7 protein-coding genes are annotated in these 15,709 nt (G+C 55.7%); all 7 read right to left on the bottom strand.

Annotation, left to right across the window (positions count from 1 at the left end; genetic code table 11):
- On the bottom strand, positions 1-3,790 hold a 3,790-nt coding region (gene pglX, locus DJ69_RS13060), incomplete at its 3' end, for a BREX-5 system adenine-specific DNA-methyltransferase PglX (protein WP_099255999.1).
- Positions 3,791-3,930: 140 nt separating this feature from the next.
- On the bottom strand, positions 3,931-5,652 hold the full coding sequence (locus DJ69_RS17970; protein ID WP_144050446.1) for a hypothetical protein: 1,722 nt from the start codon (positions 5,650-5,652) through the stop codon (positions 3,931-3,933).
- Positions 5,645-6,325: a hypothetical protein gene (locus DJ69_RS13050; RefSeq protein WP_099255997.1), complete on the bottom strand. Its 681-nt coding sequence runs from the start codon at positions 6,323-6,325 to the stop codon at positions 5,645-5,647. The genes DJ69_RS17970 and DJ69_RS13050 overlap by 8 nt, the downstream gene beginning before the upstream one ends.
- Positions 6,326-6,649: 324 nt before the next feature.
- Positions 6,650-10,486, bottom strand: coding sequence for a hypothetical protein (locus DJ69_RS13045; RefSeq protein WP_099255996.1), 3,837 nt, complete (start codon positions 10,484-10,486; stop codon positions 6,650-6,652).
- Positions 10,483-11,064 carry a BREX protein BrxB domain-containing protein gene (locus DJ69_RS13040; protein ID WP_099255995.1) on the bottom strand — a complete coding sequence of 194 codons (582 nt, stop codon included), beginning with the start codon at positions 11,062-11,064 and terminating at the stop codon, positions 10,483-10,485. The genes DJ69_RS13045 and DJ69_RS13040 overlap by 4 nt, the downstream gene beginning before the upstream one ends.
- Complete coding sequence (locus DJ69_RS13035; protein WP_099256009.1) at positions 11,061-14,744, bottom strand: hypothetical protein; 3,684 nt, start codon at positions 14,742-14,744, stop codon at positions 11,061-11,063. Before DJ69_RS13035 ends, DJ69_RS13040 begins: the two co-directional genes overlap by 4 nt.
- Positions 14,741-15,583: a BrxA family protein gene (locus DJ69_RS13030; RefSeq protein WP_099255994.1), complete on the bottom strand. Its 843-nt coding sequence runs from the start codon at positions 15,581-15,583 to the stop codon at positions 14,741-14,743. The genes DJ69_RS13035 and DJ69_RS13030 overlap by 4 nt, the downstream gene beginning before the upstream one ends.
- Positions 15,584-15,709 lie beyond the last annotated feature (126 nt).

Raw genomic sequence — 15,709 nt, 5'->3', positions numbered from 1 at the left:
CATCCCCGGCATAGGCCTCGAAGGCGGTCTGTAGGTCGTCAAGCGCGTCGATCCACTCGTCCTTGTTCTTCTGTACAGTCTCGTAAAACGAGGGGCTGAACAGGTCTTCCATATCCACGTCCTCCAGATCGGCAAGTGTCTCGAGAGTGTCCAGCCGCGACGCTGTCTGCTCCCGGAAATCCGCGACGCGTTCGGCCGCCTCAACGGCGCGCTCCTGATTTTTTTCGGGCCACTCGCGAGGCTTGGATTCGGCAAGTTCGCCAAGCTGTTCTTCAAACACGCTGAGCTGTTCAAGGCCGCTCTCGCACCGTTCGTACTCCTCTGCGGCGTCGGCGCGCTCCGAGGTAGAAAGCGATTCATCGTTACGACGGCTGTTTGCGGCCGCTTGTCGTTCACGGAGGTGCGCCCGTCGTGGCTCGAGGTATTGGTTCTGTAGGCGGTCGAAGATGCTCGCGTCTAACTGATGGTAGTCGACGAGACAGCCGAAGCCCTCGCTCTTGACGTCAGAGACGAGCCGTTCGGTCGATAACCGCCAGAGGATTGGCGTTCGGTCGAACTTCGAGACGTGGTACTCGAACAGGTCGTCTTCGAGCCACGCTCGAAGGTTCGGGTACGCCTCATCGCTTGCGCTTCGATTTCCAAGTACCTCGTCGGCTTCCGCTAGGCGGTTAGTTGCATAATCGTCCCAGACACGCTCGAACTCCGCCTCAAGATGGGCAAGTAGGTCAATTTCGCCGCCGATGTTAGAGAGGGGAATGACCCCGTCGTCGGATTTATCGACAATATCGAGAACAAGATGGTGGACTAGATCTTTGACCATCTTCTCGAAATCGTCTGGTGTCCCAGTCACGGCATTGGGGTCTGGTACCTGTCTGTCATCAGGCGTCTCGACGGTTCTAAGGAATATTTCCTGTCGAACCTTCTCGAGAGCCGACTCGCTGATGTCTAGTGTATCGGTGATAGCTTTATCAGTACTTTGAGCGAGAGATTCGATCTGCATTTGATTTCGGCGACGACGCTTCTCCGCCTGTCGTGCGCTTTCTACAAGAGATTGATCTACATCTCCAGCTTCAAAGAGTAGCTCTGGCTCAACAGATGTCTTCTCTGTATGCGGATGTCCATAGAAGAAGCCTGAAGCGACATCCTCTGGGAGAAGTTCTGGGCCGATGTAATAGGGGCTCCCAATATTGTGGACATTCTGCTTTATGAAGAGTTCATATTGCTCCTTTGCGTTTTCACGGAGTTCATCTTGATTTTCAAGCTCCCGGAACCACGGTAGCATCCCGATATATCCGGACTCCCACTTCCGTTCGGGGGTAAGACATAGGATTAAACTATGGAAGATGTCGGAATTTAGCGCCCCAAGAAGTAGCCAAGAGTCAACATTATCCGCGAATAGCATATTACTCGCGTGTCCGAATAGACCACCGGGTGGGTAATATCCGAAGCGGCGACCAGTTCGTTTGATGTAAGCCCAAGTCAATCCCTCCCGGGTCTGGTAATCCATATTGCGAAGGACTGAGTTTGGAGCACGATCCACCTCAGCACCATTCCCGGCCCAATTTATTACTTCATCTACCTCTGGCAATACCCAGACGTCACCTCCTGCATTAGTGAATGGTCGGAAGTCATCACCCATTACCTCCCACTGTTTTCGGAGGAATCTATCGTTGTCTGCCGTCGCAAGTCCCTGTTTTACATCACCAATCCCTTCACCCGAAATACCGGGGACTTCTGGGTCTATTTTCAAATCGGTATCATGAAGATCGCGTACCTCGGATGGAAGGGAGTAGCAGATCGGGGTTCCCGGAATCCGATCGAACTCGTCAAGAGAAACTTCGAAGTAACGATCCACGTTATCCTGTGCATTCCCGAACGCAGTGTTCAGATACGTCGATTCTTTCTCTCCCTTCTCGCAATCGTGGAGCCTGATGAACGTTCCTGACGTACTTTTTCGATTTCCACTACGAACGACAGTTCCGACCGTCCCCACGGTCGCATTGTCGAGAATGCCATATCCGAACTCGGAAAGGAAATCAAATGAGCCTCGCTGTCCCACAAAGTCTGATCGGAACGACTCGAATGTCTGGTTGAATAGGAACGACCACGGAACGAGCATCCCTATCCGTCCGTTAGACTCTACAAGACGGTCACATACTTCGAAGAAGTTGATATAGTATTCTTGAAGGTAATCGTAATGATCGTTAGAGTATTTTCGAACCTCCTTCGGCATCCGGCCACGTGACCCGTAAGGCGGATTCATCAGCGAAACATCGTACTCTTGGGTCAGTACAACTAGTAGATTCAGGAAGCTCTTGAGGTTCTGTTCTCCGAACGAATCGCTCGTCCGTTCTTCGACGGCCCGCCGGAGAGCCTTCAAGAAGGAGTTCAACGACTGATGAGCCCCTTCGTTGTAGTCAGTGAGTTCGGACTGTGTCTTACTAGAGTCGAATACGTCCTCAAGTGTCCCACTCACATCGAGCAGGCTTCCGAGTGCCTCCGTGTGCTGAAACGTATCGATGATCTCGCTCAGCGCCTCGCGCAGATCAGTCCCCTCTCCAGTGATCTCGTCCAGCACTTCTGCACCTTCCTCGACCTCCGCCACGCGGGCGTCCGCACAGACGATGTCGACGTTGGGCATATCGAACTGGCCGTCTTCCTCTTCGGCACGCGTCCGGGCCTTCAGATACAGATTGAACGCCGAGAGCTGACACGATCGCAGGTCGATGTCGACGCCGTAGAGGTTGTGTTTGAGGATTTTTGCGGGGATCTCCGCTCGGTCGAGATCGTCCTCTTCTTCCCACCAAATTCGTTCCAACACATCGAACGCGTACAAGAGGAAATGGCCGCTCCCGCAAGCGGGGTCGATGACTCGCAATTCCGAGGGATGATCAAACTCGGGGGCGTCACCGGCTTCCTCGTCCGGGATAAGGTACGTACAGAGTTCGGGAACGGTTGGACTGTCCTCCGGCGTAACTAGGCGTTCCTTACGCTCTTCGGGATTGAGTGCCTCCGGCTCTGGTACCGTCGACTCCTGTCCTTTGGCTTCGAGATAGAGCTTCCCGAGAGAGTTGTCGGTGAGCATCCGGACAACCCAATGGGGCGTGTAGAACTGATTCGCCGGGCCCACGTCCTCCGGTTCGAGTGTGTTCTTTGCGTCGAGCGCTTCGACAACGGGACGGTTGTAGTACTCGTACACCCACCCCAGCACGTCGTCTCCTCGCCAGACCTCGTCGGAGACCTTGTCGAGCATCCCGCAGAGGTCTTCGAACGTGTCGTCGTCGGGATCGATCAGGCTGTAGACGGTCGAGCGGTCGAAGAGAATCTCGATCTCCTCGGCGAGGTCGTCGCATGCGTTCCGGTAGGCTTCGAGGACAGCCTCCTCCTCAAGCATGAACTCCTCGGTGACCAGTCGGTCTGCGGCCGGTGTGAGGCCGTCATCGCGGAAGGCCGTGACCTCGTCGTCGATAAAGTCCCGAACCTCCATACAGCGAAGCGCAGCCAGCCGATTGACGATCGTGTAGCCGACGCCAGTGATGTACTGCTTGTGGGCTTCGTCCCAATTGTGGCCATCGGCGGCTTCGAGTTCGATGGCTTCAACGAGGTCTTCCTGCTCCTCGCTCAGGGACGCGTCGTCGTCCGGCTTCTCGTCGAGATTGTACTCGTCCTCGAGCTGGTAGCGCACGTTCGCCTCGACGCGGTCGCGCATCTCGGTGACGACATCCTCGAGATGCTCGCGCTCTTCCTTGTCGAGCTGGGCTTTGCGGGGTTGAGTAGATTGTCCGTCCATACGAGAATCCGTGATGTTACAAGCAGAGTCAGCAAGATGTCTTGAAGATTGTCCATATCGGCCACCCTGCTTGCGCACATAGAGAACCTTCCCGCAAAACCAGTCATTTCGAAACAGGTCGATCTTGAGGTATGAGACTCTCAGGTCAGGTCGTCGGCACGTTCGTTCAAATTAACGAGTCTACGCACTAGCTGTTGAACCGGGAACAGCTCTCGGTGGTTGACATCTATCGTCCAGAACTCGACTTCGTTCTGGAACATATTTCCGAACTTCTCGTTGGTCTTCCTGTTGATCGTTTTTAAATTGCGAAGACAGGTCAGATTCGGAATGACAATATTGATCCGTTTGACGTTCACTCCCTCATACTTCTCTACTGTCCGGTTTATGGTCCGATGGTCGGAACCAAATAGTGTCTCGATTTCATAGACCTCTTTTGTCTTTGAATTGTAAACGTCCGGTCGAATCTCAGAGTGGGCCCAAGGCTCAGTTTCTGTCTGGACTCGCTCACGCATATCCTCCCAAGGGTGATCTCCCGCTGGATCCAGATTCTCCTGCCTGAGGAGAAAATCGACGACGAAGCACTTCAACAAATAATGGAGGTGTGATTCTTCTCCCTGATTGTGACTGGTAATCTCTTCAATTACACCGTGATCTGGCTCAATTTCCTGTTTGAATTTTTCTTCACCTGCGTGGAATAGCGTATCGAGATCACGCTGATCGGTCTCAAGATAGACCTCACCCCACGCTAGCCGAACGAGTTCTCGCTTAGCATCGTCAGGAAGGTCGCGTGCCCCGAGCGGTCGAATATTGATCGATTCGCGAATATCTTTTGTCGAACACAAGTGCTCATACAGAGCACCAGCAAATCGTTCATCGATAAAGAGCAAAAGATAGCCAAGAGTCTGTGTGAAGAACTCGTCAATGCGAAAGTGGAGACGCGTTAGATCAGCGTCACCCTTCTCTTCAATTAATTCTCGTGTAATTCCGTCCTCTTTTTTAACCCTACTGACGAACCCAAAGTATTCACTGTCCGAGTCGTCTAGTGACGAAATTCGATTCTGAACCCGAGTGGCTTCAACTGATTCCGCCTCTCCGGGAGTGAACAGATCCGCGAGTGGACGTCCACCTACGATTTGCCGAAACTGCTCTCGGCAGAGTGTTTCCAGTGTTTGCTTATATCGCTCGCTCTTTCTCGTCCCCGCCACGATGCAGACCGGTTCATCCATGCCGATAGAGCCCTCTGGCATTTCGAAAAGAAGGTCATAGAGATCCGGTGGAGTTCGCAAGCCAGCATTTCCAGCACCCCCATCGGAATCCTCTACAGGCGTGTTGATTTTCTCCCTACTATCCTTTTGTTTCTCTTCAGTTTCCGATACACTCTTGATCGCTGTATCTACCTCGGTCTGCGTTATCTCGGGATCATCTTCGATAGGCTCGACTTGCATGAGGTTTCGAGGAGGGAGGCCGACCTCTACGCTTTCGAGGGTGCTGTGAAGGGGCGTGACTGGTTGAATCCGCGTTGACTCCCAGATTCGTAGACGTGGCACGACAGGGTCAATCTCAGGGTGAGTTTTTTCGGGAAAACTCCTGCCGGTCTCAATCGTAACGGGGGTGATCCTCAGAGTCTCGCATAGTCCCGGCTTGTGCCGAACTACCGGGAGGGGTTCTGATGTGATGATGTGTGGCTGAATTCCGAATGGAAAGCGCTGGGGTTTCTGCGCATTATCGATCGCTTCTGCAGTGATCTTCTTGAACCCCACCGAATAGCTTGGCTCGGGAATTGGCTCTGCTACATCATCGCGCTGAATTTCTTCCTTTCTCTTTTCAGTATGCTTCGTTCGTTTCGCCGATTTCTTAGTCATCGCTGGGAAGGTTCGAGTCCACCACACCCGGATATTCCATTATCACACTCTCAAACCGAAACTCGCCGTTGCTATCCCGTAAGATATCCAGTTCGGATACTAAGAATCGCTTGATCTCCCGTATTCGACCATCCTCAACATCGGTGAGTTCCTCGATACGCTCCGTGTTGAGCCGGTAGCCATTCTGCTGGTCGCCGTACTTCCGCATCACGTTAAAGATCGACCTTATTTCTTCACCATAATTTGGCTCGCTAACGGCCATTTTTAATTTGTGGTCGATCCATTCACGGCGGGGATTCGGAATCTCTTGATCAAGGTATTCACTTAGAAGCCGCCGCCTTTCTTCATCATCGAAGAACTCCATAATGTCGTTGATCAAAGAAGACAGGTCGCTACTCGGGCCTCGGTGCTTAGTTGACACCTCCTCCTCACTAATCTCCAGTCCAAAACCATCTGTGAGGAACTCTTGGGTTTCCATTCGCTCGAAGAGTTCAGGATACGCGTAACGCATTTGTCGGCGCTCTTCGGGTAACAAATGAACCATCTGGCTCACATAGTTCCGAGTTGGTGAGATTGCCACCATCGCCTCAAACAGGTGTGAAAGGTGCTGTTTGAATTCCTCTTCAGAAACCGGGGCGTGCTCGGGTTCTTCTCGAGACTCTGTCTCGCTCATGTGCGATATTATCTACCACTAACACATAGAACCCCAGTACGGGACGAATAAATACACCTCCCGGCTCTCAGATTTTAGTTCACTGGTCTAGGCTCGAGTCTACCGCATCAACGCGAAGAGTCAGATACCGGAACTACTGGTTGTTGGAAACCGTGACGTCGGCCATGCAATTGAAACCAGACCATTCCATCGGATAACGTCCGTTCAGCCGTATCGGCTCAGCCATTCCAGCATCTCGAATCCAGTCACGTACCTGCCGTCACTCGAGCGTCTCCTCGACAGTTCTCCCCTCGTGGATGCGGAAGGCGTCGTGAAGTGATTCCGTCAGTTGAGCGACTCAATCACCATCACAGAGCCATCCGGTAGTTCATCCATGGCCTCCCGAATACGCCGTAGCTGCTCGTCAACACCTTCAAGCAACTGCTCGGCATCTTCGATCAATTCACCCACGCGTTCCTCACCCGGCGGGCTGGTTCCCTCTACCGAATTAACGACCTCTTGGGTGATCTCGTGGTCGGGATACTCAGACTGTAGTTCACTAGCGAGTTCCTCAAGTCGCTCATCAACCTCAAAGGGATTCTCTGCTTCGCCGAGGAGCTGTTCCACCTCCTCGATACTCGGCGGCTGCGACCGGCTAAGCATCTTGCTCACATCGGTTGTGACCGGATGGTTCGGATACTCTTCCTCCAGTCGTTCCGATGCTTCCCGAAGCTGTGACCACAGCGATGCCTCACCGTCGGCCGCTTCGAGAAGCTGCCGTGCGCGCTCGTACCGCTTGGCTTGCTGGATGATAGTCGGGTCGACGAGATCTTCCTCCAAGAGCGAACCGCCATTCCACGCAGTCTCGAAGAGTCGGTAAAGGTCGTTGATGGTGACACCGTCGAATTCGACGGCGACGCGGTCGGCAGTTTCCTTGCTGCTCACATCGTGAGCGAAAAGCCACGTTGTGAGACTGGAAACGACGCTCTCGGGCTCCTCCTCCGGCGGCGACTCTCCCGTGATGCGTTTGTACTGCTCGACGACGACGGTTCGTCTATGGGTGTCGGCCTTGTTGATTATTGCTCGAAGCTGATCGGCCTCGGGCACGTCACTACCGCCAACGATCGCTTGCATTTCTCCCGTAATGCCCGCTCCAGAGTAGAGCCGCTGCATCTCTATCGTCTGCTGGCTGAAACGTTCCCAGAGCGATTCGCTGTCTTCGCTCGATTGGAATAGATCTCTTGCCCTGTCGAAACGCTCGGTTTGCTGTTCGATCTCATCGAACACAAATTCATCTTTTTGAAGAGACTCGCCATCTAGTGCGGGCTGGAGAGCCGTCTCGAGTTTCTCTAGCGAGGCACTGTCACCGAACTCTCTGCTAACGCCCCGAAGGACACGTTTTATCAAAACACTATTATCATCTATCCAATCAGCCAGCTCCGAAAGCCATTCATCTGGGGAAGCTCCATTCGATTCTTCATTGATTAGTGTCTCGACGGTGTCTCGGATTTGCTCTGGGTCACCGGTTTCTATTGGATCAAACCGGATTTGTACGTCAGTCAGGCTCGTCTTGTTCCTGACCGCCCGGCCAATCTCACCCGGATCTTCAATTCGTTTGCCATCTCGACTGAGGGCGATTTCGTTGGCTGCTTCGAGTGTGATCAACAGAGCCGAGATGGACTCTCGTGGTGACCCGCGATACATACCGCCGCGCTGGACAGTCTGGACAAGCAAGTCTTCAGCACGAAGCGTGGTGTCATTGTGCTTCTTAAGGAATTCGTGACACCACCCATCAACGAGTTCTGCGCGGTCGGTATCCACACCGAGCGTAACAGCGTCTTTACTCGAGAGTGGCCAGTCATCAACGCCGCGGAAGAACCGCGCCATCTGCTTGGCATCCGGCACTTCCGTGATTCCGTTGGTCAGGACAAAGCGCGTCCCAGCGAACACGGACTGGACTTGTTGTTCGACAACCTGTTCGAACACATCTTCGTACCTGCCTTTCGTCCCACCGGTTCGGACATAGATGTCTGCGTCCGCCAGTTGCTCGCGAATCGTTGACTCGAGCGCCTGCTGTTCATCACGGTGGTCAGACTCTAACTCAGAATACGTTTCCGTCTCCTCTGAGAGGACTTCCTGCATCCCAATTACGTCTCGGAGGCGGTCGATCGTCGATTCCTGTAGATCGACGGCGACAAGAACATGCTCCCCTCCATCCCGCCCTTCGTTCGTCGATTGCCATGCCCCAACCTGATCGCTTACCTCGTCGTCACCAGCAAGCAGTCGTACACGGACAGCATCAAACTCTGGCGTCGGTGCTTGCTCAACCGGATCAAGGACTGAGTAGCCAAACCGGAGTGGGACTTTGCGCTCCCCTTCGAGGTCAACCTCGTGTCGACTGCCCTCAGAGAGGAGGAGGCTGCTCCCTTCCCGAAGAGTGTTCTCTAATTTGGCCGAAAGCCGATGTGACGGGATCTGCTGTGCGCGAGTCTTTGCTCGCGTCAGAATGTCTTCCTGTTCTTCAGAGACCAGCAGGTACTCTTCCTCGCCGCGGTCGTTCGTCTCCGTCAGCACCTTCCGATCATCAAAGAGATCGGAGAGCGCCGATTCGACATCATCTCGAACGGATCCGAACGACTCGTCAGTCGACTTGATCATCAGTCGGGCGAGGTTCGCCGGTGTGGATGGCACCTCAGATCGAATCTGATTCAGCAGGTAAAGTGCCTTCGCAAGGCGGACAGAGAACGCACTTTCATCGCCGCCAGCCGAGGGGATGAGTTTGTTCTCGACCATCTCCTGCACCCATAGCGGAATGTACGTCGTCTCTTCCACCAGCAGGTCGTACAACTCGTCCCACGTGACGAGTGCTCCGACCTGCTTGTCTCCCCACTCGAACCGCGTGAATAGCGAGCGGACGAGGATGAGCAACGCCCGACCCTGTACGTACTCCTCTTCGGTCACGCGTCCCCGTGGCATCAGTTGCTGAATCACCGTCCGGAGCAACCCGAGATCGTACTCGCGGAAGGGATACGACTCAACGGCATCCGGGTCGGCCCCGGCAATATCGGTGTATGCATCGAGCGTCAGGTCGGGCATTTCCCGGAGCGCGGATTCGACGACCTTTCCACCCTCGGTCTCCTTCTGTAGCCACCGCTTCCGGACGATGATCTCGGTGTCAGCACCCTCGAGCGGTTCTTGAGCGCCGTACCACGGCCGCTCCGTGACTGCGGTATCGTCGAACTCGCCGTGGATGCGCTCGATCGGATACTGTCCAGTCCCGATGACTGGCGGGTTGGGCCCGACACCCAACTCCGTCAGCGCTTCCATCGTCTCTTGGAACTCTCTGTAGCGATGCCGGCCATCGCCAATGAACAGCGCCACCTCGTCGAGCCCGATCAGCAATTCCGTCTCGGTCTCAGGCGTACTCAGCGACTCTTGCGCTGCTTCGACACGGTTGACAAGTTCGTCCGGGTCGAACTCGTCGGGGTCGACCTCCTCAATGGCGTCGTCGATCGACTGCTTGACCTCCTCCCGAGATTCGAACGGTGAGTCATCGAGTGTCGGAACGGCGTCGTAGAGCCAGCTCCGCAGCGACGCTCGCTCGTCGTACACATCTTCGAACGTCTGTCCCTCGTGTTCGATTTCCTGTAGCTGCTCCCAGCAGTCACCGTGGTTCATGTCGAGCTGCCATGCCCACTCGAGCAGCCAATTCGGGTCAGTGGGATACCCGAGTTCGCGGCCGATTGCCTCGTAAATGAGGTAGGGGAGTGGCGGCTCTTGTGACGCGTCCCGGTTGAGCAGGTTCAAGAAGACGGGCTTCAATCGGTCAACGTGAGAGTTAGCGACGCTCTCTCGGAAGGACTGGAAGCCCGGCCATCTGTTCGCCAGCTCTTCGCCAAGATCGGCAAACTCCGATTCGGTGTCTGCAGCGAACCCGATGAGCTTCAGAAGGTGCGTCTTCCCTGATCCGAACGTCGCGGAGATGTAGAGGAAGCGCGGTTCCTCGTGTGGATACTTATCGACAAGATTCCCGAGCGTGGTGAGCACGTCGCGAGCGCTGTCGGTCTCGTAGAACTCGCGAACGTCGTTTTTGGCTTGCGCTCTGGCGTTGACCTTCTGGACTTCCTCTAGTTCGCGAGTCGGAGACTGCTGGAAGATGTCGTGAATGCGTGTGTTAGTCATTGGAGATGCACCCCCTCAACCCGGCCGTCGATCTGGTGGGCCGGGTAGTAGTTGCGCGATTCCTCACCGAAGAAGCTCAGTTTGCCGCCGACGATGTCTCCGGGGAACGGAATACCGATCGTCGACTGGACGTTACGGCGATCGAGTTCGTCGAGCAGTTCTGACGCACGCGTGAACGGATAGAGGCTGCCGAGGTGCGTGAGGAGAACGACGTGTCGCTGCTGGGCTGGCGCGTCGATGTTCTCGACCATCACCGCAACAAGTTCCTCCGCTAATCGGTCTTGCATCGTTTCGGTGATGGTCGCTGGCTGGCTGTTCTCGCCGAGGTCGACCGCGAGTTCGAAGACGTCGGTTTCGACAAACAGCTCGTCCAGCCGGAGGGGTTGAACGGTTCCGTCATCTGGGAACTCCTCGGAACGATGCGGGTTCGTCGCCCACTCGGTGAGCCGTTCGGCGACCCGTCGCTCGTACTTCGGCTGGACGGGGACGATCACGAACGGATTTCGGATACCGCGCCGTCCGTCGGCGAACTGTGCGAGACGCTCTGTGAAGTCGTGGAAGGGACGTTTGGTCGTCATCGGATGATCACCCCCGATTCAGTCCGCTCGATACTGAGGTCGTGGCGTTCGACTAGCCGTTCGAGTTCCGAGTCCAGCGATTCGCGATCCGACGGGAGAACCCCAATCGCCGTGATCTCTGTAGGAGACTGATCTCCAACGAGTGTCTGTAGCTCCTCGAACGTATCTCGTAATTCGTCGATGTCGCTACCAGCAACGACGGCGAGGGGTTCGGTGTCGAGCAGTGTGTTTGTCGCTCGAATGAAGTCGTCAGCCTCAGTATTGGTCGTTCCACCGGTCACCGTCGAGACCACGTCTGAGACATCCTCGTACCACGATGCGGCGCGACGGAGTGGTGTGATGTATTTGCTCTCGAAGGCCGGCCGAACGTTCGACCCAAACTCGCTTGCGGGCTGGATCCACGGATGCTCCTGTAACTCGTCGACGAACGCATCGACCTCGGTTTCCGCTCGGAACGAGCCCCACGCGGTCTCGATCGCCTCGTCGAGGGCGGGTGAGGTAGTTTGAGCGTCGTTGAACCGATCCCAGCCATCGTGTGTCCACCATTCTCCTTCGTAGCTGTCGATGCTCTCGCGAAGCGTCTGGCTGGCCGTTTCGCACTCTTCGGTCAGCCAGTCGTACGACTGCTGGGCGAGAGTCAACTGCGAGTCGATTCGTGTGAGTGCCGGGAGACGCAAGCTCCACACTTCCTTGGCGTCGTCGTACCACTCCTGAGCGTCGTTGGTAGCTTCGACGACGTCTTCCCAGTCAGTGTCACGTGATTTGACGGCCTCTCGTCGGTCGGTTGCGCTCTGCTTCTCGGCTTCGAGCGCTTCCACGAACGATTCGAAGAGGTTACGAATGGCGCGCGTTTGGATGTCACTCTCGGCGACCAGTCTGACGTCTTCTACGAGACTCCCGAGTCGACCCGCGAGCGTGTCGTTCGCGGACTGGAGTCTAACGATTCCGTCCGGAATGGTCTCCGTCGAGTCGACGAATCCCCCCTCGCGAAGAATGCCTCGTACATCGCCATTCCCCGCGATCTTGAGACGCGTCGTCGTCAATTTGTTGAGGTCGATGACGGCGTCGAGTTCGAGGGAGTCGCCCGTTTCGTCGATCGGCAGAAAGTCCCCCTTCCGGCAGAGGCCCCAGATGATCGCACACAGCGCGGGGCGAGCGTCCTCGTACATTGGCTTCTTCTTCACGATGCCGTCGAGAATCGTTGCCATCGCGAGATTCCCGCCGCGTTGCTTCAACTGTCGGCCGGTGAAGGCGCGCACGTTATTCTGGATCGATCCCTCGTGCGTTTCAGGGTCTTCTGTCGCGACATCGATCTGCTGGGCCCACGTAGGGAGCGGGTCTTGTGCAGAGAGTCCCCGGAGTTCTTGTAAGTGCTCGTCGCCAACCTGCAACATTACGGGATGGAAGTCGTCGGGGTAGTTGACGTCGAGATACTCCTCGACTCCCGAAACCATGCCACCGATCTGATCGCCGCGATCTTTGACGTCGAACGTCCCACTCTTGAGCGCCTCGACGAGTTTGCTCTGAACACGAGCTGCGCGGTCGGAGAGGTCACGCTCGACGGACTGTGGGAGTGTGTGGTCTCCGACGGCATCTCTGAGCGACCACCACTTGATGAGACTGTCACGGAGATCGTCGAGTCCATCCTGTCCGATCGTCCACTCAAGCGGGTCGCCGTCGTAGCTGATGTCTGCTGCGGCGGGAGAAATCCCTTCGACGGCGATCTCGACATCGAGGGCGTCCTCAGCGTCGACGGTCGTGTCGAGTTCGCTCCCGTCGATACTGAATTCGTAGCGAACCGGATACTGCTCACCGGTATCCGGGTACTCAGCCGATGTCGGAAGTGAGAGGTCACGCACGATGTCCTCCCAGAGATACCCGTCCACGGCTTCGATGATGGACTGCCAGTCCGGGTTGTCGAGGTTTTTCTCGGAGGCTTCGATGATCTCACGCTCCTCCGGATGAGTGAACGCGTACTTCGGCCCGGTTTCGTCGTGCGTCGGCCGGATGAACTTTCGAAGCCGTTGGAGCGAGTCCTCAACGCGGTTCTCCATCTGGAACTGCGTCGGACCGTCGAGGTCACTCAACACGGCGACTGCGAGATTCCGCTCAGACATCGGAATCGTATCCGGAATGTGCTGGAGGAGTAACACGGCCTTCGCGACATCTACGTCGATCTTCTCCAGTTCACCTGCCTCGTACTGTTCTTCGATCTCCTCGATGACCCCCACGTCCTGTGGCGTGATGTCATCGAGTTCCGGTTCGATGAGGTCGTAGAAGTCAACCAGCGAAATGACGTGATCTTCGTTACCAGCCGTCATCCACTCTTCGAGAAGACCGTGAACAAGAGCCAGAATCGCCCGTGCGGTTCCCGAGAAAATCGACTTCGCCGGATCGTGGGCTTCCTGCCGGAGATTCGAGAGAATTTCGAGAAACAGCGGTGGCTGGTACGGCAAGAACGGGTAGAACTCGATGAGCCGCTCGCGGTCGATGTTGTCGAGCGGTGGGTCGGTGTTCTGTTCAATACCGGAGTATACGAGTAATGTCTCGGGCTCGTTACTGGTTCGGTTGAGGACGTGTTCCGTCTCTTCTCTTCCGGAGTCAGACTTTTTCAGGAGGCGCTGTGTCGATATCTCCCCAACGTGGCGGCTTGGAAGGCCAAATCGGTGGGGGAAGCGATCCTTGACGATACTGAAATCAGCCCCACGAGCTGCGAACTGTGGTTGGACGTCTTCGATTTTTGCCTGAGCGGTTGCCACCAATTGGATATCACCGTCACCAGTCTCGTCGACGCTCTCTGCAAGGGTCTGTAACTCGGTGAGCCGATCGAAGTCCGTCCCGATGAAGAGACTGACCTCGTCGAGCAGTAGTACGAGTTTGACCGGGCGTCCGAGTTCTTCTTCGCGATCGCTGCGCAGTTGTTCGAGGCGTCCAACCATGGCCTGTGGATCGAGATCGGACGGCATCAAGTCGTCTAACCCGTCTACCGTGCCGGTCTCTTGCTCGAAGAGAGTCGGGAGAACAACGTCTGCAAGCGCGTTGTACTGCTGAACGTCTTCCCAGTCGTACTTCTCGGGAGAAGCAAGCGTACTCTGGAGTGCGGTTTGAGTGTTGGCAGTCCGGTCGTTCCATGCGGCGGTCGTGCGGTACCAATCTTCGAAAAAGGCGACGTCGAGTTGCGACGAGAGCCCACCCTCGACACCGGTGAGTCGTTGCGATGTGTGAGCACCGCGGAGGACGATCTCGCTGAAGCTCAGTTTCTTTTGACCTTGATGTTTCAGGAGGTTCACTGAGATCGGGATGACCTCGTATTCATCATGAATCGATGACCACGTGGACTCGAGTGTATCCAGTTCCTGACCGTCCGTGAGCTGCGTCCAGACATCGTCGCGCTGTCGCAGCCAGTCACTATCCAACAGCCCGCGGAGCACACTGAGAAGGTGACTCTTCCCGCTCCCGTAGTACCCGTAGAGCCAGTAGTTCGCGCCCGATCGCATGTCCTCGGAACGGCCGAGCAGGCGCGAGAAGAAGTCAGACAGGAACTCCTCAGATTCTTCGGTCACGTGGTAGGTGTCGATCGATTCCAGCCGATGATCACGACCGTCATCTTCCCGGTCGATACGGACTGACTCCTCGAAATCACTCCCGACGTCGGCGGCGTACCAGTCTTCGTCCGTCATATCTCGCCCTCCCACGGGTCAGCCCAGCTGTATGTGTCATCAATCGGCTGGAGTTTCAGCTCACCGTGAATGCCGCTCGCTTCCCAGCTTGAGTCGTCGCTCACTCGTTCAGCTAAGGAGTCCCAGTACTGGTCCGGCTGGAAGAGGTAGAGCCAGCCAGTCGGTTGAGAAAGCCAGTCATCGCCGTGGGTTTCCCACGAGTAGCCTGACGCCACGAGTAGTGGCGTCGGTCCGAGGTTGGGAATTTGTCCTTGCAGGGTCTGTTGTGTATCGAGCACATCGATCTCCCGCATCACCGATCGGAGGCCTTCTCCCCAGCGCCGTGTTGTTGATTCCGCATAGCTAAACTCACTCCCGTCATCGTAATGAAACTCATTCAGGAGGCGCTCAATCGTCTCCTGATCGAAATTCAGCCCGTCGACACCAGACTTCAGAAGCCGGTCGACGTACCGGTGGGCGGCGTACTGTACGAGGGGGTCATCTTCGAGTAAGTAGAAATACAGTACCTGCGCTTTGTCGCGCACTGTTTCACACTGGTCAAGCACAGAGGGGAGTTGGACGATCGACGGGAGTTCACTGCCGACCGTCTTGAACCGGGAACTGAGAGCGCGATAGATCCCTTTCGAACTGCCGCGCGTACTCCGTTGGTCGACCCGTTCGTCGATCCATTTCTCCTCAACGACTGTCCAGTCCCGGTGCTTGGCGTACAACTGAGCAAGCGTCTCTGCTCGATCGACGAGGAGGCCGCATCGAGTAAGCGTCATCGACACTTCGTCGTGAGAAAATGTCGAGTCGAGCGACGATAGGGAAGCGCCCCTCCCGTCGGTGCGGAGAGTCATATGTCATCTCAACCCATTCACACCACTTAGTTGGTGACATCCTCGCTCGCTGTGAACACTAAGCAGAGATTTCCTGCAGTGTTATCAAGAGTGGGCGATCTTAACCAACATCACCATCTCAATAGC

The organism is Halorubrum persicum, from assembly GCF_002727125.1.
Taxonomy (GTDB): Archaea; Halobacteriota; Halobacteria; order Halobacteriales; family Haloferacaceae; genus Halorubrum; species Halorubrum persicum.
The sequence above is the reverse complement of the archived record's forward strand: the minus strand, read 5'-3'. Positions and strand labels throughout refer to the sequence as shown.

What these genes read in the sequence shown, in the direction of transcription:
- DJ69_RS17970 (WP_144050446.1), bottom strand. Translation starts at nt 5,652, where the DNA reads ATGACTAAGAAATCGGCGAAACGAACGAAGCATACTGAAAAGAGAAAG.
- DJ69_RS13050 (WP_099255997.1), bottom strand. Translation starts at nt 6,325, where the DNA reads ATGAGCGAGACAGAGTCTCGAGAAGAACCCGAGCACGCCCCGGTTTCT.
- DJ69_RS13045 (WP_099255996.1), bottom strand. Translation starts at nt 10,486, where the DNA reads ATGACTAACACACGCATTCACGACATCTTCCAGCAGTCTCCGACTCGC.
- DJ69_RS13040 (WP_099255995.1), bottom strand. Translation starts at nt 11,064, where the DNA reads ATGACGACCAAACGTCCCTTCCACGACTTCACAGAGCGTCTCGCACAG.
- DJ69_RS13035 (WP_099256009.1), bottom strand. Translation starts at nt 14,744, where the DNA reads ATGACGGACGAAGACTGGTACGCCGCCGACGTCGGGAGTGATTTCGAG.
- DJ69_RS13030 (WP_099255994.1), bottom strand. Translation starts at nt 15,583, where the DNA reads ATGACTCTCCGCACCGACGGGAGGGGCGCTTCCCTATCGTCGCTCGAC.